The 20,080-nt window shown below is 71.3% G+C and carries 18 protein-coding genes; 14 read left to right on the top strand and 4 right to left on the bottom strand.

Annotated features, from left to right (window positions below; all coding sequences use genetic code 11):
* Positions 1 to 124: 124 nt before the first annotated feature.
* The 9 genes from HZB25_09565 to HZB25_09525 all read left to right on the top strand — a co-directional run bounded on the left by HZB25_09565 (position 125) and on the right by HZB25_09525 (position 9,966).
* Entirely contained in the window at positions 125 to 2,029 is a 1,905-nt protein-coding gene (locus HZB25_09565) for a hypothetical protein (protein ID MBI5837480.1), read from the top strand.
* A 227-nt stretch (positions 2,030 to 2,256) separates the two neighbouring features.
* Complete coding sequence (gene moaA / locus HZB25_09560) at positions 2,257 to 3,261, top strand: GTP 3',8-cyclase MoaA (GenBank protein ID MBI5837479.1); 1,005 nt, start codon at positions 2,257 to 2,259, stop codon at positions 3,259 to 3,261.
* A gap of 18 nt (positions 3,262 to 3,279) precedes the next feature.
* Positions 3,280 to 4,182: a bifunctional molybdenum cofactor biosynthesis protein MoaC/MoaB gene (locus HZB25_09555; protein ID MBI5837478.1), complete on the top strand. Its 903-nt coding sequence runs from the start codon at positions 3,280 to 3,282 to the stop codon at positions 4,180 to 4,182.
* Positions 4,183 to 4,214: 32 nt separating this feature from the next.
* Positions 4,215 to 5,405, top strand: a complete 1,191-nt coding sequence (locus HZB25_09550; protein MBI5837477.1) for a molybdopterin molybdotransferase MoeA — start codon at positions 4,215 to 4,217, stop codon at positions 5,403 to 5,405.
* A complete protein-coding gene (locus tag HZB25_09545; GenBank protein MBI5837476.1) occupies positions 5,402 to 5,641 on the top strand; it encodes a MoaD/ThiS family protein in 240 nt (79 codons plus the stop codon). The genes HZB25_09550 and HZB25_09545 overlap by 4 nt, the downstream gene beginning before the upstream one ends.
* Before the next feature lie 8 nt (positions 5,642 to 5,649).
* On the top strand, positions 5,650 to 6,069 hold the full coding sequence (locus tag HZB25_09540; GenBank protein MBI5837475.1) for a molybdenum cofactor biosynthesis protein MoaE: 420 nt from the start codon (positions 5,650 to 5,652) through the stop codon (positions 6,067 to 6,069).
* Positions 6,070 to 6,144: 75 nt separating this feature from the next.
* On the top strand, positions 6,145 to 8,424 hold the full coding sequence (locus HZB25_09535) for a xanthine dehydrogenase family protein (protein MBI5837474.1): 2,280 nt from the start codon (positions 6,145 to 6,147) through the stop codon (positions 8,422 to 8,424).
* On the top strand, positions 8,421 to 9,104 hold the full coding sequence (locus tag HZB25_09530) for a (2Fe-2S)-binding protein (protein ID MBI5837473.1): 684 nt from the start codon (positions 8,421 to 8,423) through the stop codon (positions 9,102 to 9,104). The genes HZB25_09535 and HZB25_09530 overlap by 4 nt, the downstream gene beginning before the upstream one ends.
* Positions 9,097 to 9,966 carry a xanthine dehydrogenase family protein subunit M gene (locus tag HZB25_09525; protein MBI5837472.1) on the top strand — a complete coding sequence of 290 codons (870 nt, stop codon included), beginning with the start codon at positions 9,097 to 9,099 and terminating at the stop codon, positions 9,964 to 9,966. Before HZB25_09530 ends, HZB25_09525 begins: the two co-directional genes overlap by 8 nt.
* A gap of 29 nt (positions 9,967 to 9,995) precedes the next feature.
* On the opposite strand, the gene HZB25_09520 is transcribed toward HZB25_09525, so the two are convergent.
* Positions 9,996 to 10,631, bottom strand: coding sequence for a nucleotidyltransferase family protein (locus HZB25_09520; protein ID MBI5837471.1), 636 nt, complete (start codon positions 10,629 to 10,631; stop codon positions 9,996 to 9,998).
* A gap of 2 nt (positions 10,632 to 10,633) precedes the next feature.
* Positions 10,634 to 11,467 (bottom strand): xanthine dehydrogenase accessory protein XdhC, encoded by an 834-nt coding sequence (gene xdhC, locus HZB25_09515; GenBank protein MBI5837470.1) that lies wholly within the window; start codon positions 11,465 to 11,467, stop codon positions 10,634 to 10,636.
* Between the two features lie 99 nt (positions 11,468 to 11,566).
* Between xdhC and HZB25_09510 the strand changes: the two genes are divergently transcribed.
* Positions 11,567 to 12,802 (top strand): PD40 domain-containing protein, encoded by a 1,236-nt coding sequence (locus HZB25_09510; GenBank protein ID MBI5837469.1) that lies wholly within the window; start codon positions 11,567 to 11,569, stop codon positions 12,800 to 12,802.
* The gene (locus tag HZB25_09505; GenBank protein MBI5837468.1) at positions 12,802 to 13,542 is read left to right on the top strand and encodes a hypothetical protein; all 741 of its coding nucleotides are present in this window, start codon (positions 12,802 to 12,804) and stop codon (positions 13,540 to 13,542) included. The genes HZB25_09510 and HZB25_09505 overlap by 1 nt, the downstream gene beginning before the upstream one ends.
* A gap of 172 nt (positions 13,543 to 13,714) precedes the next feature.
* Here the strand turns inward: HZB25_09505 and HZB25_09500 are convergent, their stop codons facing one another.
* Positions 13,715 to 14,254, bottom strand: coding sequence for a peptidylprolyl isomerase (locus tag HZB25_09500; protein ID MBI5837467.1), 540 nt, complete (start codon positions 14,252 to 14,254; stop codon positions 13,715 to 13,717).
* Positions 14,255 to 14,344: 90 nt separating this feature from the next.
* Positions 14,345 to 14,632, bottom strand: coding sequence for an HU family DNA-binding protein (locus HZB25_09495; GenBank protein MBI5837466.1), 288 nt, complete (start codon positions 14,630 to 14,632; stop codon positions 14,345 to 14,347).
* 529 nt (positions 14,633 to 15,161) lie between these two features.
* Here HZB25_09495 and HZB25_09490 point away from each other — a divergent pair.
* The 3 genes from HZB25_09490 (at position 15,162) to HZB25_09480 (ending at position 19,815) form a co-directional block, all read left to right on the top strand.
* Entirely contained in the window at positions 15,162 to 16,127 is a 966-nt protein-coding gene (locus HZB25_09490; protein MBI5837465.1) for a 3-phosphoglycerate dehydrogenase, read from the top strand.
* 215 nt (positions 16,128 to 16,342) lie between these two features.
* Positions 16,343 to 17,032 (top strand): DUF1326 domain-containing protein, encoded by a 690-nt coding sequence (locus HZB25_09485; GenBank protein ID MBI5837464.1) that lies wholly within the window; start codon positions 16,343 to 16,345, stop codon positions 17,030 to 17,032.
* 182 nt (positions 17,033 to 17,214) lie between these two features.
* Positions 17,215 to 19,815 carry a hypothetical protein gene (locus tag HZB25_09480; protein MBI5837463.1) on the top strand — a complete coding sequence of 867 codons (2,601 nt, stop codon included), beginning with the start codon at positions 17,215 to 17,217 and terminating at the stop codon, positions 19,813 to 19,815.
* Positions 19,816 to 20,080 lie beyond the last annotated feature (265 nt).

Genomic DNA, 20,080 nt, shown 5'->3' with positions numbered 1-20,080 from the left:
ACCACCCCTAACTGCCGGCGTCAAACCACCCGCGCCGCGGACCCCACACCTGCCGCAGGCTTTCGCCGATGCGCCCCGGTCCCACATGGCATATAATAGATAGTTGGAAAAGGAGGGCCGCCTCATGCTCATGGCCACGTTTCGCCGCATCACCTGGCTGGCCGCGCTAGCACTCCTGCTTGCCGCCGCCTCCGCCAGCGCCCAGACCGTGAAGATCAACGAGATCCGTACGGACAACTCCGGCACGGACACCGACGAGTACTTCGAGCTCAAGGGCCCCGCGGGGATGAGCCTGGCCGGTTACTACTATATCGTCATCGGCGACGGGTCCTCGGGCACGTCCCGTTGCGGCTTCACCGAGTCCGTTGTGAACCTCGGCGCCTTTTCGCTGCAGGCCGACGGGTTGCTGTGCCTTCGCAACACCGCCGGGACCCCGGCGCTCACCGGCTATGACGGCTCGGTGGCGCTCACCTTCGAGAACTCCGACAACGTGACCCACATGCTGGTCATGAACTTCACCGGCACCAACAACCAGGACCTCGACACCAATGACGACGGTGTCTTCGATCTCACACCGTGGACCAGCATCGAGGACGCGGTGGGCCTGTCCACCGGGGTCGCGCCGAACTGCACGGGCGGTGTCGAGCACATCTACGCCGCCACCGTGCTCGGCCCGGACGGCGCCAACGTCCCCGGCCACGTGTACCGCTGCAGCGACACCGGCGCGTGGGTGATCGGTACGTTCACCCCGCTGGGCACCACCGACACGCCCGGGGCGCCCAACTTCTCGTGTGCGGCGCCGCCGCCGGAGTTCCGTTACGAGATGCGCAGCCCGTGCGCCCCGCTGGTGAGCGAGTCGCCGACCGTCACCGCGGTGGCCCGGCACTCCACCGGCGCCGACCTGTACTACAAGGTGAACGGCGGAGCGGAGACGCGCATCGGCATGACGCTCTCCGCCACCTCGGGGGACACTTCGACCTTCACTGCCGTGCTGCCGGGCCAGCCGACCGACGGCGACCGCGTGGAGTACTACGTCCGCGCCTTCAACGCCACGCCGGACACCACCCAGGACTTCAACCAGGGCTACTTCGTGGGCCTGGTCAGCGTGAGCGCCCTGCGCGTCAACGACGGCAACGGCGCGGCCATGTACCGCTTCTACGGTGCGCGCGTGCGCGGAAACGTGACGGTGCCCTACGGTGTGTTCAGCACCACGGACACCGACTTCTACATCCAGGACGCCACCGGCGGCATTGACCTGTTCAAGTACGGCCTGCACTCGGTGCAGCCGGTGCTGGGCGACGACGTGACCGTGGAGGGCACCATCGAGCAGTACCAGGGCAAGCTCGAGATCGCCTCGGTGGGCTCGTGCGACACGCTGCTGCTCACGGTCAACGGCTCCGGCTCTGCACCCGCCCCGCTCACGCTGCCGTGCGCGTTCGGCGAGTCGGAGGAGGGTGAGCTGGTCCGCATGGCCAACGTCACCCTGGTCCCCGGCGCCGACACCGCCTTCGTCGGCAACAAGACCTACAAGATCATCACTTCCTGCAATGACACCACGTCGCTGCGCATTGACGCCGCCACCGACATCCCGGGGATGCGCATCACCTCCACGACCATCAACACGCTCCGGGGAATCGTGAACCAGGTGGACTCGAACTCGCCGTACACCATCGGCTACCAGTTGATGCCGAGAAACCGCTTCGACCTGGCGCTGGGCACCACCGGCGTGGAGGACGGGGCGAAATTCCAGGCCCGCCTGGGCTCGGCGATGCCGAACCCGGCCAGCCGGACGGCCCGCATCGAGTTCACGGTTCCGGGCGCGTCGGGCAAGCTGGTGCCGGTGCGGCTGGCGCTCTACGACGTCCAGGGCCGCCTGCGCCACGTGATGCTGGATGGCGCGCTGGAGCCCGGCCCGCACTCCGCGACGCTCGACGCCCGCAGTGCGGGCATGCAGGCGAACGGCATCTACTTCTACCGTCTCGAGCTTCCGGGCCGCACCATGACCCGCAAGCTGGTCCTGGTGAAATAGGCAGCAAGCAGGTCAGGCATGAATGCCTGACCTGCAGATCGAGTGATCTCACCCCCAAGGGGGCGGTCCCCCCAGCCGCCTCCGAACGGCTCCGAGGGCCCCGCGGCATCCCCGCCGCGGGGCCCTCTTCTGTTACAATGGCCCTCCGGCCCGAAATCCACGATTCCCCGCGCCCGCCGCTGGGCGCCCGGGCCGGTTCGTTCCAGCCAGGCGGGAGCGTCACGCACTTGGAAGAATCCGTCACACCCAGGTCCCAGCTCCTCGATTCGTTCGGGCGCGAAATCCGCTCGCTGCGCGTCTCGGTCACCGACCGCTGCAACTTCCGGTGCACCTACTGCATGCCTCCGGAGGGGATCGAGCTGCTGCCCCGCGCCCACTTCCTCACCAACGCCGAGATCGCGCGGCTGGTGGGGATCCTGTGCGGCCTGGGGATCGCCAAGGTCCGGCTCACCGGCGGCGAACCGCTGCTGCGGCGCGACCTCGAGGACCTGGTGTCCCGGCTGCAGGGCACGCCGGGGCTGCGGGACCTGGCACTGACCACCAACGGCTACTACCTCGGCGAGCGCGCGCAGGGCCTGTGGGACGCCGGCATCCGCCGCGTCAACGTGAGCCTGGACAGCCTCGACAAGCACCGCTTCCACGAAGTGACGCGCGTGAACGCGTTCGACCGCGTGTGGCAGGGCATCGAGGCGGCCGTGGCCGTGGGCATGCGCGTGAAGCTCAACGCGGTGGTGCTGCGCGACACGCCGATGGAGCAACTGGTGGCCTTCGCCGGGCTGGCGAAGGAGGGCCGTGTGGAGGCGCGCTTCATTGAGTTCATGCCGCTGTGCGGCCACGGTTGGGCGCCGGAGAAAGTGCTGCCCATCGCCGAGGTGCGCGATGCGGTGCGCAAGGCCTACCGCCTGGAGTCCAACGGTCACCCTCGCGGCTCGGACGTGGCCGAGACCTGGCGCGTGGACGGCGGCAGCATGGTGGGCTTCATCGGCTCGCTCACCGAGCCGTTCTGCGAGAACTGCGACCGCGTGAGACTGGGCGTGGACGGCCGCCTGCAGCTGTGTCTGTTCCGCACCGAGATGCTGGAACTGGGGCCCATGGTGCGCGGCGGCTCCACCGACGAGGAGATCGAGAGCTACCTGGTCAAGGGCGTGCTCCTGAAGCCCGCGGGCCACGGGTTCCGCTGGGACGATCCGCGCAATTCCATGCGCCCGAACATCCGCAGCATCGGCGGATAGGCCGGAGGAATCGAAGCCGTGATCAACACCGCGAACAAGCCCGAGTCGCTGCGCACCGCGCGGGCGCGGGCCACCGTGCTGGCCGGCGCCGCGGCGCGACGCGCCCTGGCCGAGGGCAGCGTGCCCAAGGGCAACGTGCTGGAGCTGGCGCGCGCCGCCGGCATCCTGGCGGCCAAGCGCACGCCGGAGCTGATCCCGCTGTGCCACCCGCTGCCCCTGGACCAGGTCACGGTGGACTTCGAGCTCACCGAGCGCGGGGTGGAGGTGACCTCCACGGTGGTCGTGACCGCCCGCACCGGCGTGGAGATGGAGGCGCTCACCGCCGTGTCGGTGGCCGCGCTCACCATCTACGACATGCTCAAGCCGCTGGACAAGGAGCTGGAGATCACCGGCGTGAAGCTGGTGGAGAAGCGCGGCGGCAAGAGCGACTTCAAGTCCGCGGGGGCGGACGTCACCGCCGCGGTGATCGTGGTCAGTGACCGCGTAAGCCAGGGGAAGATGCAGGACGAGACCGGCGCGGCGCTGCGCGCGTGCCTGGACGGCCGCGGGGTGCGCGTGACGCACACCCGGGTGGTGCCTGACGAGGCCGCGCAGATCGCCGCCGCGGTGCGCGAGAGCGCCGCCCGCGGCTGCTCCCTGGTGCTGACCGCCGGCGGGACCGGGCTCGGGCCGCGCGACGTGACGGTGGAGGCGGTGCGGCCGCTGCTGGAGCGCGAGGCGCCGGGCATCCCGGAGGCCATGCGCGCGCACGGTACGCGGCGCCACCCTTACGCGATGCTCTCGCGCGGGGTGGTGGGACTGGTGGGGACCAGCCTGGTGGTCACTCTCCCGGGCTCGCCGCGGGGCGCGGTGGAGTCCCTCGAACCGGTGTTCCCGGCGCTGCTGCATGCGCTGGCGATCGCCGGCGGCGCGGGGCACTGAGTCCGATGCATCCCGAGGAGGCCCTCCGGGCCGTGCTGGAGCGCGTCCGACCCGGGTCGCTGGAGCACCTGGCCCTCGAATCCGCGGGCGGGCGGGTCCTGGCGCAGCCCGTCCACGCCGCCACGGACCTTCCGTCCTTCGCACAGTCCGCCATGGACGGGTACGCGCTGGCCGCCTCGGGCGAGGCCCCCGCGGGTTCCCGGTTCCGGCTGGCCGGTGTCTCGCGCGCCGGTGGTGTCCTGCCCCCTCCACTTCGTCCGGGCGAGGCCACCCGCGTCTACACCGGGGCGCCGGTGCCGGAGGGGGCCACGCGCGTGGCGATCCAGGAGATCGTGAGCGTCGCCGGCGACGTCATCGAGCTGCAGAAGCCGGTGGCCCCGGGGCTGTACGTGCGCCCGGCGGGCGGCGACGTGGCGGCTGGCGCCGAGGCGCTTGCGGCCGGCACGCCGCTGGGCTCCGCGGCGCTGGCGCTGCTGCGCGCGCTGGGGGTGGAGTTCGTGGGGGTTCACCGCGCGCCGCGCGTGTCCCTGGTGGCCAGCGGCGACGAGCTGTGCGGAGATCCCGCCGCGCTGCAGCCGGGACAGGTGCTGGAGTCGAGTTCCGCCGGCGTGCGCGAGGCGCTGCGCCGCGAGGGGCTGGCCCTGGCCTCGCTGCGCATGACCCGCGACACGCGCGAGGCGCACCTGCGCGCCCTGGGAGCGGCCCTGGAGGAGAGCGAGGTGCTGCTGGTGGCCGGCGGGGTGTCGGTGGGCGATTTCGACCTGGTGCGCCCCACGCTGCAGGAGCTGGGTGTGGAGACGGTGTTCTGGCGCGTGCGGCAGCGCCCCGGCGGGCCGCTGTATTTCGGCGCGCACGGTGGAAAGCTGGTCTTCGGCCTGCCGGGCAATCCGGCCTCCACCCTCGTGTGCTTCCACGAGTACGTGCTGCCCGCGTTGCGGCGCGCCCTGGGCCACGCGCATCCGCGGCTGCCGCGCATTCCGGTGCGGCTGGAGGAGCGCGTGAGCAAGCCGCCGGGAAAGACCCACTTTGCGCGCGCCCGGTTGCGCGCCGGCGCGGAAGGCTGGCGGGCGACGCTGGATCCGCAGCAGGATTCGCACACCCTGCGTTCGTTCGCGCGCGCGCACGGGCTGGTGGTGCTGGCGGCGGAGCGGGAGCGGTTCGAGCGCGGCGAGACGGTGCCGTGCGACCTGCTGCCGGGGGCGTCGCCGGAGGTGGTGGCGTGAACATCCGCGTACTGTGCTTCGCGGGCCTGCGCGAACGGCTGGGGCGCTCGGACTTCCCGAAGGAGGTGCCCGCGGGGAGCACGCCGCGCTCGGTGCTGTTGGGCCTGCTCGGGGACGCGGACGCCGCCCGCGCCGCGGGCGTGGCGTACGCGGTGAACCTCCAGCATGTTGCGGCCGATCACGAGCTGCGCGAGGGCGACCAGGTGGCGTTTCTCCCGCCGGTGAGCGGGGGATAGGAGGCGCCGTGATCCGCATCACGCACCTGCCGCTGGACGCGGCCGAGGCCACGCGGGCGGTGTACGACCCGGCCCACGGGGCCGTGGTGGTGTTCGAGGGCCGCACCCGGGAATGGAACCGGGAACGGCGCGTGGTGCGGCTGGAGTACGAGTTGTACCCCGAGATGGTGGAGCGGGAGCTGGAGCGCATCGAGGGGGAGCTGCTGGAGAATCACCGCGTGGGTCGCGTGGCGTTCCTGGTCCGGAGCGGCGCGGTCCCGGTGGGTGAGGTCAGCGTGGTGGTGGCGGTGGGCGCGGCGCACCGCGCGGACGCCTTCGCGGCATGCCGCGCGGGGATCGACGAGCTGAAGCGTCGCGCCCCCATCTGGAAGAAGGAGATCTTCGAAGATGGACAGGAATGGGTGGAGAATCCGCTGGAGAACGGCTAGGGCAGGGCGCCACCTCACGCTCGTCCCCCGCGCCCCGGGGAGCCGGGCTGTGCTAGGATGCCGGCCATGACACCGATGCGCCGTCACCGCAGCGGGCCGGGCCGCCCCGCCGTGGGCGCGAACATTCCGCGCAAGGAAGGCCCGGGGAAGGTCACCGGCTCCGCGCTGTACGTGGACGACATCGTCATGCCGGGCATGCTGCACGGCGCCACGGTCCGCTCCACCGTTGCCGCAGGCCGTATCCTGGGCATCGAGTTCGATCCCGCCTTTGACTGGTCCGATGTGACCGTCGTCACCCACCGCGACATCCCCGGTCGAAATGTCGTCGCACTCATCGAGGACGACCAGCCGGTGCTGGCCGCCGACGAGGTGCGTCACGCCGAGGAGCCGGTGCTGCTGCTGGCCTGCGCCGACCGCGAGAGGCTGCTGGCTGCAGTTCGCGCGGTCACGATCCGCTGCCAGCCGCTCGATCCGGTGCTCACCATCGAGGATTCCCTGGCGGCGGGCCGCGTGATCCGCGAGCCGGGCAATGTGTTCAAAAAGTTCCTGATCCAGTGCGGGGACGTGGACCGCGCGATGGCGAAGGCCCACCGCGTGGTCGAGCGCACCTACCGCGTGGGACACCAGGAGCACGTCTACATCGAGAACAACGGCGTCATCGCCTACCTGGAGCAGAATGGCGGCGTGGTGGTGCGGGGCTCGCTGCAGTGCCCGTACTACGTGCACCGCGCCCTCACCGGGATCATGGGCCTGCCGGAGAAGCGCGTGCGGGTGGTGCAGACCGTGACCGGCGGAGGCTTCGGCGGCAAGGAGGAGTACCCCTCGATGATCGCCGCGCACGCGGCGCTGCTGGCGCGCAAGTCCGGCCGCCCGGTGAAGCTGGTCTACGACCGCGCCGAGGACATGGCCGCCACCACCAAGCGCCATCCCGCCATCGTCCGCCACCGCACCGCGGTGGCCGCCGACGGCACGCTGCTGGCGCAGGACATCGACGTGGTGATGGACGCCGGCGCGTACCTGACGCTTTCCCCGGTGGTGCTCTCGCGCGGCACGCTGCACGCCGCGGGACCGTACCGCTGCCCCAACGTGCGCATCCGCTCGCGCGCCGTGGCCACCAACACCCCGCCCAACGGCGCCTTCCGCGGGTTCGGCGCGCCGCAGACGCTGTTCGCGGCCGAGCTGCAGATGGATCACATCGCCGAGGTCCTGGGGCTGGACCCGGTGGCGCTCCGCCGTCACAACATGTACCGCGTGGGCGACGGGATGCCCACCACCCAGGTGTTGCGCGAGAGCGTGGGCGCCGCGGAGGTGCTGGACCTCGCGCTGCGCGAGTCCGGCTACGCGCGCCGCCGCAAGGCCGCCGAGGCGCACAATCGCAAGGCCCGCGCCCGGACCTCCGGGCCGCGCCGCACGCGCGGTGTGGGGCTGTCGCTGGTGATGCACGGCGGGGGGTTCACCGGCAGCGGGGAAGCCAAGCTGGCCTCCGTCGCGGCGGTGGAACTGGGCCCCGACGGCCGGCCCAACGTGCTGGCGGCGAGCACCGACATCGGCCAGGGCGCCATCACCGTCTTCGCGCAGCTGGCTGCCGACGCGCTGCACGTGAGCCCCGACATCGTGGACGTGGCGCAGCCCGACACCTCCGCGGTGCCCAACAGCGGTCCCACGGTGGCCTCGCGCACCACGATGGTGGTGGGAAAGCTGGTGGCCGAGGCCGCCGCGGGCATCCGCGACCGGCTGTGGGCCTACGACCCGAAGGGCTGGAAGGACGACGCCGGCTACCTGCGGGTGGCGCGCCGCTTCGTGGCGGAGCACCGCGGGCTTCGCGAGGACCGCGCCTACCGCCAGCCCGCCGGCCTGCGCTGGGACGACGACACCTACACCGGCGACGCCTACGGCTGCTTCTCGTGGGCCTGCAACGTGGTCGAAGTGGAGGTGGACCTCGACACCGGCGAGGTCCGGCCCATCGAGGTGGTGGCTGCCGTGGACATCGGCAAGGCGGTGCACCCGCGGCTCGCGGAGGGTCAGGTTGAGGGCGGCATCACCCAGGCGCTGGGCTGGGCGCTGCTCGAGGAAGTTCGGACCCGGGACGGGCGGATGATCAACAATCAGCTCACCAATTACATCATTCCGACCACGGTGGACACCCCGCCCATCCGCACGCTGCTGGTGGAGGCGCCGTACTCGCAGGGGCCCTGGGGCGCGAAGGGGCTCGGGGAACTGCCCATGGATGGCCCGGCTCCCGCGGTGGTCGCCGCGCTGCGACAGGCCACGGGCGCGTGGTTCGACGAGATCCCGGTCACGCCCGAGCGGGTGCTCGCGGCGCTGGAGCGGCAGGCGGAGGAGGTGGGGGCGTGAAGATCCGCGTGCATGTGAACGGTGCGTGGCGCGAAGCCAACGCCCCGCCGATGAAGCGGCTGCTGGACTGCCTGCGCGAGGACCTGGGGTTGACCGGCAGCAAGGAGGGTTGCGGCGAGGGCGAGTGCGGCGCGTGCACCGTGCTGCTCGACGGCCAGGCGGTGAACTCCTGCCTGGTACCCGCGTGCCAGGCGGATGGGGCGCACGTGATCACGGTGGAAGGGCTGGCCCGCGGGGGCCGCCTGAGCCGGCTGCAGGAGGCGTTCCTCCAGGGCGGCGCGCAGTGCGGCATCTGCACTCCCGGCATGCTCATGAGCTCCGTGGCGCTGTTGCGCTCGCCGGGCGTGCCCAGCGAGGCGAAGGTGCGCGAGGCGCTGGCCGGCAACCTGTGCCGCTGCACCGGGTACGTGAAGATCGTGGAGGCGGTGCGCGACGCGGCGCGGAAGCCGGGGGTGAAGAGACCTTCGGCCAAGAAGCTCGCGCCAGGAAAGGTGGCCAGGAAGAAGCCCGCGGCGAAGAAGGCGGCGGCGAGGAAGGCGGCGGCGAGAAAGGCGGCGGCGAGAAAGGCGGCGGCGAAGAAGGCGGCGGCGAAGAAGGCGGCGGCGAAGAAGAACGCCACGCGCAAGGCCGCGCGCGGGAGAGCCGTGACCGGCGCCGCGAAGCGGAGCCGCCGTGCGTAGCGCGCTCTCGAAGCTCGACGTCGCCCGCGCGCGAAACCTGGCCGAGGCCATCTCGTGGATGGAGATGGGGGTGCGGCTGGGCCGCCCGTGGACGCCGCTCGCCGGCGGAACCGACCTCTTTGTCTACCTGAATGCCGGAACCCAGCCCGACGCGCGCTTCCTGGACCTGTGGCTGCTCCAGGAACTGCGCGGACAGCGCAAGGGACGCGAAGGGCTGCGCCTGGGCGCGCTGGAGACCTTCACCCGCCTGCGGCAGTCGCCGCAGGTGCGGCGGAGCTACCCCGCGCTGGCCGCGGCGGCCTCGGTGGTGGGAGCCATCCAGATCCAGAATCGCGGCACGCTGGGCGGGAACCTCGCCAACGCGTCCCCCGCGGGAGATTCGCCGCCGGTGCTGCTGGCGCTGGGCGCCTCGGTGCGGCTGGCGGGCCCGCGGGGCACGCGCGACGTGCCGATGGACGGGTTCTTCACCGGCTACCGGGCCACGGTGCGCGAGCCGGACGAACTGATCCACTCGGTGCTGCTGCCGCCGCCGCCGCGCGGCGCGCGCCAGTTCTTCCGCAAGGTGGGCACGCGGCAGGCGCAGTCCATCTCCAAGGTGGTGCTGGCGAGCGAGATGGTGCTGGCGCGAGGCCGCATCGCAGGGGCGCGCGTGGCCCTGGGCAGCGTGGCGCCGACGGTGATCCGCTCCCCCGGGGCGGAAGAGGTGCTCACGGGAGAGAAGCCCACCCCCGCCGTGGCCCGCGAGGCCGCGCGCCGGCTGGCGGCCGCCCTGCGCCCCATCGATGACGTGCGCTCCACGGCCGCGTATCGGCGAAGCGTGGCCGCCAGGCTGCTGGAGCTGGCGGTGGCGGAACTGACGTAGGTCGGGCTTCCCGCGAGGCCGGTCCTGCGTCAGGCCATCCCGAAGTCCTTCGCCGTGTTCAGGTTCGTCACCACCCTCTCGTCGCCTGTCTCCAGGCGCGTGATTCGCGGGCCCTGCGAGCGCAGCCACACGTCCAGCCGGGCCCCCGGCGAGGCGACGTCCATCCGCAGCAGTTCCCCGCACGCCTCGGCGGCCAGCAGCACCGGGTGCCCGCCCCGGCCCTTGAAGAGCGGCACCGCGGCCAGCAGGGGGGAGCCCGTCCGGCGTCCGGCGGCGGCGCCGGCGGCGGGTACCACCCGCCTCTTCCACGCGGCGTGAAACGCCCCGCACAGCGCCTCGAATACCGGAAGGCCGGGAACCGGCACGTCCACCGGGAGCACGAACACGGGCATGTCGGGAGGGCTCTCGGAAAGGCCGATCTGCAGGGAAGAGAAGGGCCCCAGTTCGGGGCGCAGGTTGATGGCCCAGCGCAGGCCGGCCAGCAGACCACGGGGCGTTTCGGGCGGAGGCTCGCCCAGCACCGCGACGATGGACGCCAGCCGGAGCTCCGACAGCGCCTCGAGCTGGTGGGCCAGCCACGGACGCCCGCGCACCAGCTTCCAGGCTTTCGGCCCGCCGGCCCGCCGGCCTTCGCCGGCGGCCAGCACCACCAGCGCGGCTTCCATGCTCAGGCTCCTCGTGGGTGGGTCAGGTCTCCGGCCTCCTCGGGGCGCGGCATTCCCGCCAGGGAGGCCACTTCCACGCGCAGCCCGTCGCGCACCGCCAGCAGTTGCGCCACCACGGAAACCGCGATCTCCTCGGGCTCCTTGCCGCCCACGCCGATCCCGATCGGGGAAGTGATCCGGGCCAGGTCGGCTTCCTGTACGCCGCGCTCCAGCAGCGCCGCGCGGAAGCGCGACCACTTGGTGCGGCTGCCGATCATGCCCAGGTAGCGCAGCGGGCGGGCCACCAGCACGCTCACGATGTGGATGTCGAGCTTGTGGCTGTGGGTGAACACCAGGGCGTAGGAGGCCTCCGCGGTGGTGTGCAGGCTTCCCAGGGCGGTGAGCGGGTCCGCACAGATCACTTCCACGCCCCCGGGGAAACGCCCGGGCGCGGCGTACTCCTCGCGGTCGTCAATGACCGTGACCCGGAAGGGCAGGGGGGCCAGCGCGCGGGCCACCGCCTGGCCCACGTGCCCCGCTCCGAACATCACCACGTGGGGCCGTGGGGCGATGCGTTCCATGAACACCTCCACCTCGCCGCCACAGCACTGGTCCTCGGCGGGATTCAATCGGTAGGTGCGGTGGACGTGCGGCGTGCCCTCCGCGAGCAACGTCCGGGCCTCGGCGCACACCTTGAGCTCCAGGCGTCCCCCGCCCAGGCTGCCTTCGATGCGCCCCACGGCGAACACCAACATGCGCGAGCCGGGTCCGCGCGGGGCGGAACCGGTCACGCGCACCACGGTGGCCAGCACCGCGGGCGCTTCGAGCCGGGGCAGGAGGTTCCAGATGCGATCCATGCCGGAATTGTAGCACGCTTTCCTTGGCAGGGGCGGGCGGCGCTGCTACCATGCCGGCCTGAGGTTCCGCCGGTGTCCGGCCGATCCTGCCCGAGGACCATGCCCAAACTTCGATTCCCAGCGGGCCGCTGGCGGCCCATCCTGCTCGCCGTGTGCGTCCCGGCGCTGTTGCTCGGCTGCAGCCGGGGCAACCGCCTGGCCCCGTTCCCGGTGGCCGCGGAGATCCAGCGACTGAGCCGCGGCGCGGCCGACGCGCCCGAAGGGCTGCCGTCCTGGTCCTCGGACGGGTCGAAGATGTACCTCCCGCGCCACATGAGCGGCGGATGGCGGCTGTGCGAGGTGGACGTCGCCTCGGGAGAGGTCCGAGCACTCACCGATCCGCCCCCGGGCACCCTGGACGTGTTTCCGCAGCGCGGCCCGGCGACCGGCTCCAGCCCCAACCTGGTGGTCTTCGTCCGCGCCCACACGGGCTCCGCGGGATACGATTCGCTGATGGTCGTGGACGTGGTGACGGGCGAGTCGCGCACCCTGCAGACCCGCGGCTCCGGAGTGCCGGCGGCCTTCGACAACATGGATCGCCCGCTGTGGTCCTCCGACGGGAGGCGCATCCTCTTCGGGGGCGGCCCCAACGGCGCCGAGCACCTGTGGGTGCTCACGTGGCCGGAACTGGTCTGCGTGGATGTGGCCGGCGACTTCTCCGCCCCGCGCTACACCTCGGTGTGCAAGTACGCGTGGGGCCGCGTGAATCCCGCCAGCGAGCCGGGCGTGTTCTACAAGATCACCTACGAGGCGGTCTCCAACGGGGACACACGCATCGGCGTGATCCTGCTGCGCAGCGGGTGCCTGGAACGCAAGCTGCTCAACAAGACCACCCTGGGCGCTTCCGACTGCGGCACGCAGATCAAGACCGACTACGAATTCTCACCGTCCTTCTCGCCCGACGGCGCGCGCGTGATCTTCGCCTGCAACTACGTGATCGCGGAGACGGATATCACTGTCGAGGCGATCTGCCCCGACTCCCTGTCCCTGCTGGTGCGAAACGTGCCGCGCGTCGTGGACCTGGCGTCCAGCGTGCGCTGCAACGAATTCGCCGCGTGGTCGCCCGACGGCAATTCCCTGGCGATCGAGGCCGGCGCCGAGGGCGGCAGCCAGTTGTGGCTGCGGCGCATCGCGGACCGCAACGCGGTTCAGCTCACGGCGTTCCCGAACGGCGTGGGGAGGTACTTCGCGGCCTGGTCCCCGGACGGCCGGACCATCGCGGTGATGGAGCGCGTGCCGGTGGCTTCCAAGGCCGACTCCACCACGCAGCGGGTGACGCTGGTGAGGGGATTCTGATGCGGCCGCTCGTCCTGGCGCTGCTGGCGGCGCTGGCGACCGCTCCGCCCGCGTCCGCGGGGGATGCTCCGGGCGCGGTGTACCCCTCCAGCGAAGTGATCGGCAATTCCGCGCTGCCCTTCCGGGTTTCCGGACGCACCGGAGTGGCGGCGCTCTCCGGCGGGCTCGCGGACTACATGGACGGCGGCCTGCTGCTCGGAGTGGACGTGGACATCCCCGTGGGGCGGTCGCTGTGGGTGGACGTGCCCATCACCATCGTGCACCGGCGCGAATTGAAGCACCCGCTGAACTTCCCCTACACCGACGACCGCAGCTACGCCTCGGGGTTTGCGCCCGCCAGGGGCTACTACAATTCGGTGGGCCTGGGCCTGCGGTGGGAACCGCGGCTGGATCTGGAGCGCCAGCCCTTTGGTTCCGTGACGCGCCTGGAGACTTCGGTGCGGGCGGGATGGACCCGCGCGTTCGTGGGCTGGGAACCTCGCCCGGAGTGGGGGGGAGGGGCCTCCACCGACTACGGCACCAACCAGCGCTTCGCGTACCAGTCCGGCTGGGGCCCCTACGGCGGGCTGGGGCTGAGCGCCGTGCGTTACTCCGACGGCGACTTCACCGTGGCCGGTGTGGGAGCCGAACTGTTCATGTCGCATGTCTCGGCCGAGGGAGACGAATTGCTGCCGGTGGGGTCCAAGGTGAGCGGCACGCTCGCCTCGATCTCGCTGCGGGTCTTCCTGGGCTCGCGCTAGCCGGGTTCGCCCCGGCGGGGCCAGCCCGGCCACCGCCGCATGCATCGGTCCCTGGAGAGTGCGGCAGCCGGTCGCGGGGAGAGCCGGAGGCTGGGCCCCCGGCTCTCCCGGTGCTGCGCGACGTTGGGGACTCGCTCCTGCGCCGGACGCGAGGGCGCACCCGGGCAGGCGGCTACTTTACCCGCTTGACGATGTGGAAGCCGAACGGGCTGTTGGCCTTGTCGTAGTCGGCGATGCCGATGTTGCCGACGCTGAGCTCGAAGCCCACGTTGCCGAACGCCGGGACCATGCCGTTGCGCGGGTACTCCCCCTGGGCCGGCGCCACGCCGTTGTTGCTCATCCCGTAGACGCCCGGCGCCTGGTCGTCGGTGTACTTCGCGACCAGCTTGTCGTAGTCCTCGCCGTCGCGGGCGCGCTGCAGGATGTCGTAGGCGAGCTTCTTCGCCTCTTCCAGCGTGCGGGTGATGGGCTTGCCGGGCACGCTGCCCTTGAAACCGATCAGGATGTGCTGCACCTGGATGTGCGAGGGCGGCTGGGCTGGCTTCACCGGGATGGTCCCCTTCACCTTGGCCTTCAACTTGGCAGTCGCGGGCGCGGACTTCGCGCCGGCCGCGGGCTGAGTCTGCGCGCCTTCCCCGGCGAGCGCGGCGGCGGGCATCGCCACGGCCAGGGCCAGCGCGGCGAGCAGCGTGATGCGGATTGGCTTCTTCATGTCGTCCTTCATGTCACGGGTGGAGTGACTCGCGCAAAGCAACGGCGCCGGGGCGAGATGGCCCCGGCGCCGCGCGCGGAAAACCGGAGCCTACTTCTTGCCGAGCACGGCCTCCTTGCAGGCCTTGGCGACGCGGAACTTCACCACGCGCTTGGCGGGGATCTTGATCGTGGCGCCGGTGGCCGGGTTGCGGCCCATGCGCGCCTTGCGGTTCACCAGCACGAGCTTGCCGATGCCCGGCAGCGTGAACGCGTTCTTGGCTTCCTTGTAGGCCAGCGTGGCAAACTCTTCCAGGAGCATGGCCACCTGCTTCTTCGGGAGATCGGACTTGCCAGCAAGGTGCGCGATGATCTCCGACTTGCTCTTCGACTTCGCCATCGGTGAGTTCCTCCTCCTCTGTGGAACCTAGGACAAGGGACGCGTTTCGTCCCGAACGACAGGCGAAGTGTAGGCACGCCCATCGGCACGCGCAAGAAATATCCATGTTTTTCGGGCCTTTTTCGCAGTTTTTTTTGGGGGCGTCCCCGGGGGCTGGAAGGGCGGGCGGGTTTTGGGCCCGGCCCGCCGGGGTGAAACTCGCCTGCCTTCCGGCGGCAACCGAAGGCTCGCGTCGCCCGCACGCGCCGAGAAAGTGTCCCCCCACGGTCAGCGAACCGGGTGAGCGGCAGTCGGAAGACGGGCGCGCCGCCGGCGTGCGCGCGCCGCGCGCGCCGCCGGGGAGGGTCCGGCGGGAGCTCGTTCCGGAGATGGCTGGGAGCGGCGCCGCGCTGGTGTCGGCGCGCCGGATGTGGAAAGATGGGCTTACTGCGGGCCGGTGGAAAACCCGCGCGGGCCCGGTTCGCGGCTCAGGCCCGGCGCGAAGGAGTGCCCGCAAACCCCTGTATCTATTGGAGGAATCGAGGATCTCATGAATCGTCCCCGCGTGGTGGTGAGCGAGACCCTGGACCCGGTGTGCGCGGCGTGGCTGGAGGAGCGCGCCACCGTGACACGCCTGGAGCCGGAGAACCGGACCGGCCTGCTGGCCGCCGTGGCGGATGCGGATGGACTGGTGGTGCGAACCTACACCCGGGTGGACTCCGAGGCGCTGGCTGCCGGGCCCCGGTTGCGCGTGGTCGGTCGGGCCGGCGTGGGCCTCGACAACATTGACCTGCCTGCCTGCCGGGCCCGGGGGGTGGCCGTGGTGCATACCCCGGATGCCAATACCCAGGCGGTGGTGGAGTACTTCTGGGCCCTGGTCCTGGACCACATCCGGCCCCGGCACCGGCTGGTCGCGGTCCCGACCACGCCCGAGTGGCACCGGCTCAGGACCGACGTGGTGGGCCGGCGCCAGCTCAACGAGCTCACCCTGGGGGTGCTCGGCGTGGGGCGGATCGGCAGCCGCGTGGCGCGGCTGGCGCTGGATTTCGGGATGCGGGTGGTGGCTCACGACCTGCTGGGCGAGGAGGTGGTGCGCGGCCGCGTTCCGGGCGCGCTGGAATTCGTCCCGCCCGAGCGCGTATTCGCGGAGTCGGACATCCTCACCCTGCACGTGGACGGCAGGCCCGCCAACCGTGGCCTGATCACGGCCGGGAAGCTCGCGCTCTTCAAGGGCTCCTGCCTGTTCGTGAACACCGCGCGGGGCATGCTGGTGGACGCCGGCGCGCTGGCCGCCTGGGCGCGCCGCGCGGCGCCGGCGGGCGGCGCGGCGCTGCTCGACGTCCACGACCCGGAGCCCATCACGCGCGACTACCCGCTGCTGGGCCTGCCCAACGTGGCCCTCGCCCCCCACCTGGCGTCCCGCACCGAGACCGCGATGCGGAACATGAGCTGGGTGGTCCGCGACGTCATGGAGGTGCTCGAGGGCCGCGTGCCAGAGTTTCCCGCAGCACCCTGAAATCCTGATGACACCGGGTTCTCACGAGTGGTCTCCGCTTGCCTTCACCCGGGTTCGCAGTACTATCTTCTCGCAGGGCCGCCGCGGTAGGCGCCGCAACCGCGAAACCAGTGACCACGCATCACGGCGCCGCCCCCGACTCGAACCTGCGCTCCCGCATCGCCGGCGCCGTGAGCAATTCCGTGCCCCACCCGGGGCACACGGAGGCGCCCTCCATGAAGCGCAGCATCATTCTCGTGTCCCTCCTGGCCCTGGCCGCCGTCGCCGCGATCGGCGCGACCACCGCCGACCGCGCGAAGACCTGGGAATTCCGCGGCGACTATGTGGAAGCCTGCTCCTGCGACCTGTTCTGCTCGTGCTACTTCCACGGGAACCCCTCCGACGGACACGCCTGCAAGTTCGACAACGCGGTCACCATGGAGAAGGGCAGCCATTACGGCGCGCTGGATCTCGCCGGCGCGAAGTTCTGGATGTCCGGCGACCTGGGTGCCGACTTCAAGAACGGCAACGCCACGTGGGGACACCTCACCTGGGACCCGTCGGTGACCGCGCCGCAGCGCGACGCCATCAAGAAGATGCTGGGAAAGGTCTACCCGGTGAAGTGGGGCGAGATGACCGAGAGCGAGTCGGGCATCGAGTTCACGCGCACCGCCAAGATGGTCTCCGCGAAGACGGCGGATGGCAGCGCCCACGTGGAGCTGACGTTCATCCCGGCGTCCAAGCCCGGGAATCACGTGGTGCTGGCCAACCAGCAGTACTGGGGCTCCAGCGGCAACGAGGGCTTCGTGCTGGCATTCTCCAAGCACGGCTACAAGGGTGTGGACGAGAACCACAGCTACGATTTCCAGGACAACCGCAACGGCTTCACCATCAAGGTGCGGGCGCACGGGGCGGTCACGGAGTAGGAATATCGCGTCGCGGGGCAGGCAGCCCGGCTGCCTGCCCCGCCCAGCTCCCCGCCGGCCCGCCGACAGCCCGCGATTCCCCGACCGTCCCCCGGCATCTATAATGGCAGAGATTCCCGGGTGTCCCCCGAAGAGCCCGCGGGGCCGCCAGGCCCGCATCCACGCATTCCTCCGGAGGCGCCTTGAACCGCTCGCACGCGCTTGCATCCCTCGCCGTCGCCCTGGTCTTCGCCGGCTCCGGAACCCCCGTGAGCTCAACCGCCGCGTCCGAGCCCGCCCCGCTCGGGCCGCCCCGATTTCTCTCGTCGGGCGCGCGCCGTGTCTACGAGCAGGTGTGGGCGCCCGCGCGGGGCATCCGCGTTTCCGCGGCATCGGAAACATCCGACGGCTCCAGGCCCGCGGTTCGGAGGATCCCGGCGGACCCCGGACCCGCCTGGCCGCTGCCGAGGTCCATCGCCGCGCCCGCCTCGGGCCTGGGCACTCTTTCCATTCCGCCCTTCGCCAACCTGCGGGTGAACAACCCCACGGGGGACGGTACCGGGGAGACTCAATCGGAGACCGCCGCGGCCGCGTTCGGGTCCCGGGTGATCCTCGGCTTCAACGACTCGAAGGGCTTCACCACCGGGACAATTTCCTCCTCCGCCTACTCCTCCGACGGCGGCCAGACCTGGACGGACGGCGGGGACCTGCCGTTGCAGGGCCTGGGGGCCGGCGAGCAGCTTTACGGCGATCCCGGGCTGTGCGCGAACCGCCGCGGCCACTGGTGGTTCAGCAGCCTCTACTTCCAGCCCGGCAACATCTCCGCCATCGGCGTGCTGCGGGGCACGTTTGCCGGTGCCGCGCCCGTGTGGCTCCCCCCGGTTGCGGTGAGCCCCACGGTGCCCGATTTCCAGGACAAGCCGATGATCGGCTGCGATCCCGATTCCGACTACGTCTATGTCGTATACACGCGCTTCATCAACGGTGCGGGAGAGGGCCGCATGGAGTTCTCCCGCTCCCTGGACGGCGGCGCCACGTGGAGCCCGTTCACCATCCTGCAGCCCCTGATTCCCGGGGACAACGTGCAGGGCGGCTGGATCGTGGTGGACGACCTGGGAGCGGTGCACGTGTTCTGGGAGGACGGGCTGGGTCGCCCCCCCGGCACGGGCCAGCACTCGTTCCTGCTGCACCGCAAGTCCGGCGATCACGGGTCCTCGTTCGCCCCGACCGACACGGTGGCGACGATTCGCCCGAACTGGTATGCCGGCCCGCCGGGCTTCAATCGCCGGGACGGGTTCTTCGAGTTCCCGAACGCGGGGGTGGACCTCTCCGCCGGGCCCAATCGAGGGACCATCTACGTGACCTGGAACGAGTCCGTGGAGCCGGTGTTCAGCGGCACGCCTCCCGCGCCCCACGCCGAGGTGGAGCCCAACAACGTGGCCGCCCAGGCCGACAGTGTGGGCCTGCCGCTGCGCATCAGCGGCAACATCAGCACCACCACCGACCTCGACTACTTCAAGTTCCAGGGCACCGTCGGCCAGATGGTGCGCGTGAGCGTGACGCCGGACGCGGCGCTGTTTCCGTGGGTGCGCCTGGGCGGCATGCCCACCGGCGACACCCTGCTCATGGAAGCCCGCTACGGCACCGGCGCGCAGACCTTCGGCTGGGTGACGCTGCCCTCGACCGGCATCTACACTGTCTACCTGCGCTCGTGGAACTCCACGGTGGGTGCGTACACGTTGGACCTGGAGACTGTCTCCGCGGGGGCGGGCAGCGTCGCGCGCGACCACCGCGACGCGGTGGTGGCGGTGAGCCGCGACCACGGCGCGACGTGGGATGCCCCGGTGGTGCTCAACGACGACGCGCCGTACTTCGACCAGTGCATGCCGATGATCGCAGTGGACTCGCTGGGGCTGGCGCACGTGTTCTGGTACGACCGGCGCAACGACCCGCAGCGCGGAGGGCGCACGGACATCTACTTCGCCCGGTCCTCCGATGGCGGCGCTTCGTGGTCACCGAACGTGCGCATCACCGACCAGGCCTCCACCTGGCAGGTGTCCTCCCGTGCGGCGCCCAACTTCGGCGATTACTCGACGGCGGCCAGCAGCGGCAACCAGATCTTCCCGGCCTGGGCGGACGGCCGCTTCGGCACGCCGGATGCCTTCACCGCGCCGGTCCTGAGCGGATTCTCGCTGGCATGCCCCGCCGACACCACCGTGGTGCGCTCCGACACGCTCCGCGCGAACTACACCTTGACGAATCTGTCCGCGTTCGCGGAGGTGTTCCGCTACACCGTGGGCGACAGCCTCGGCTACTTCGCGCCGCAGACCGACAGTGTGAGCCTGGCGGCCCAGGGCTCGGTGTCGTTCAGCTACGTCCGGGTCGTGCCCGACACGATTACGATCAACCGGGACGACCCGGTGCTCATGACCGGCACGTACCGCTCCGCGGCGTTCGCGCCCGGCGTTTGCCGTTCGGTGGCCCGCCTGCGGTGGAGCCTGGTGGCGGTGGGGGATGCCCCGGCGCCCGAAACCCGGCTGCAGCGCCCGTGGCCCAGCCCGGCGCGGGGTGGAGTGCGGCTGGGGTTCAGCCTGGCGCGTGCCGGCCAGGTGCGCATCTCCGTCTTCGACGTGGCCGGCCGCCTGCTGGCGCGCCCCGTGGACGGCGCCCGGCCCTCCGGGGCGCACGAGGTCCGCTGGGACGGCCGCGGCCCCGGCCGCGGGCCGGTTCCCGCAGGGGTGTATTTCGTGCGCGCCGAGCTGCCGGGAGTGACGCAGGTGGAGCGGTTCGTCCTGCTTCACTGATGCAATCAGATTTGCGCCGGGAGAGGCTTCACGCTTCTCCGGCGGGGAGCAGACTACAGGGTGGCCGCGCCCGGGGACTGCGACGGCCCGTCTATCGGCGTCGCGGGAACCGAAACCGTCCCCGCAGTGTCGTAGGGGTGCCGCGCCAGCGAGCCGCGCGGGCCCCGGCCGGCAGGGTGCCCGGCGGCCCATTGACCACCCCGAGGACCGCTCCCTATACTCCGCGGACGCTTCGGCCCCGCGGTTTGGAGGGGCCGGCCTCGGA

It is taken from the genome of Candidatus Eisenbacteria bacterium, from assembly GCA_016235265.1.
Classification (GTDB): Bacteria; Eisenbacteria; RBG-16-71-46; order RBG-16-71-46; family JACRLI01; genus JACRLI01.
The sequence above is the reverse complement of the archived record's forward strand: the minus strand, read 5'-3'. Positions and strand labels throughout refer to the sequence as shown.

Coding starts and splice junctions, on each gene's coding strand:
- HZB25_09505 (MBI5837468.1), top strand. CDS start 12,802: ATGCGGCCGCTCGTCCTGGCGCTGCTGGCGGCGCTGGCGACCGCTCCG.
- HZB25_09535 (MBI5837474.1), top strand. CDS start 6,145: ATGCGCCGTCACCGCAGCGGGCCGGGCCGCCCCGCCGTGGGCGCGAAC.
- HZB25_09490 (MBI5837465.1), top strand. CDS start 15,162: ATGAATCGTCCCCGCGTGGTGGTGAGCGAGACCCTGGACCCGGTGTGC.
- HZB25_09500 (MBI5837467.1), bottom strand. CDS start 14,254: ATGAAGAAGCCAATCCGCATCACGCTGCTCGCCGCGCTGGCCCTGGCC.
- HZB25_09495 (MBI5837466.1), bottom strand. CDS start 14,632: ATGGCGAAGTCGAAGAGCAAGTCGGAGATCATCGCGCACCTTGCTGGC.
- HZB25_09520 (MBI5837471.1), bottom strand. CDS start 10,631: ATGGAAGCCGCGCTGGTGGTGCTGGCCGCCGGCGAAGGCCGGCGGGCC.
- HZB25_09510 (MBI5837469.1), top strand. CDS start 11,567: ATGCCCAAACTTCGATTCCCAGCGGGCCGCTGGCGGCCCATCCTGCTC.
- xdhC (MBI5837470.1), bottom strand. CDS start 11,467: ATGGATCGCATCTGGAACCTCCTGCCCCGGCTCGAAGCGCCCGCGGTG.
- HZB25_09485 (MBI5837464.1), top strand. CDS start 16,343: ATGAAGCGCAGCATCATTCTCGTGTCCCTCCTGGCCCTGGCCGCCGTC.
- HZB25_09565 (MBI5837480.1), top strand. CDS start 125: ATGCTCATGGCCACGTTTCGCCGCATCACCTGGCTGGCCGCGCTAGCA.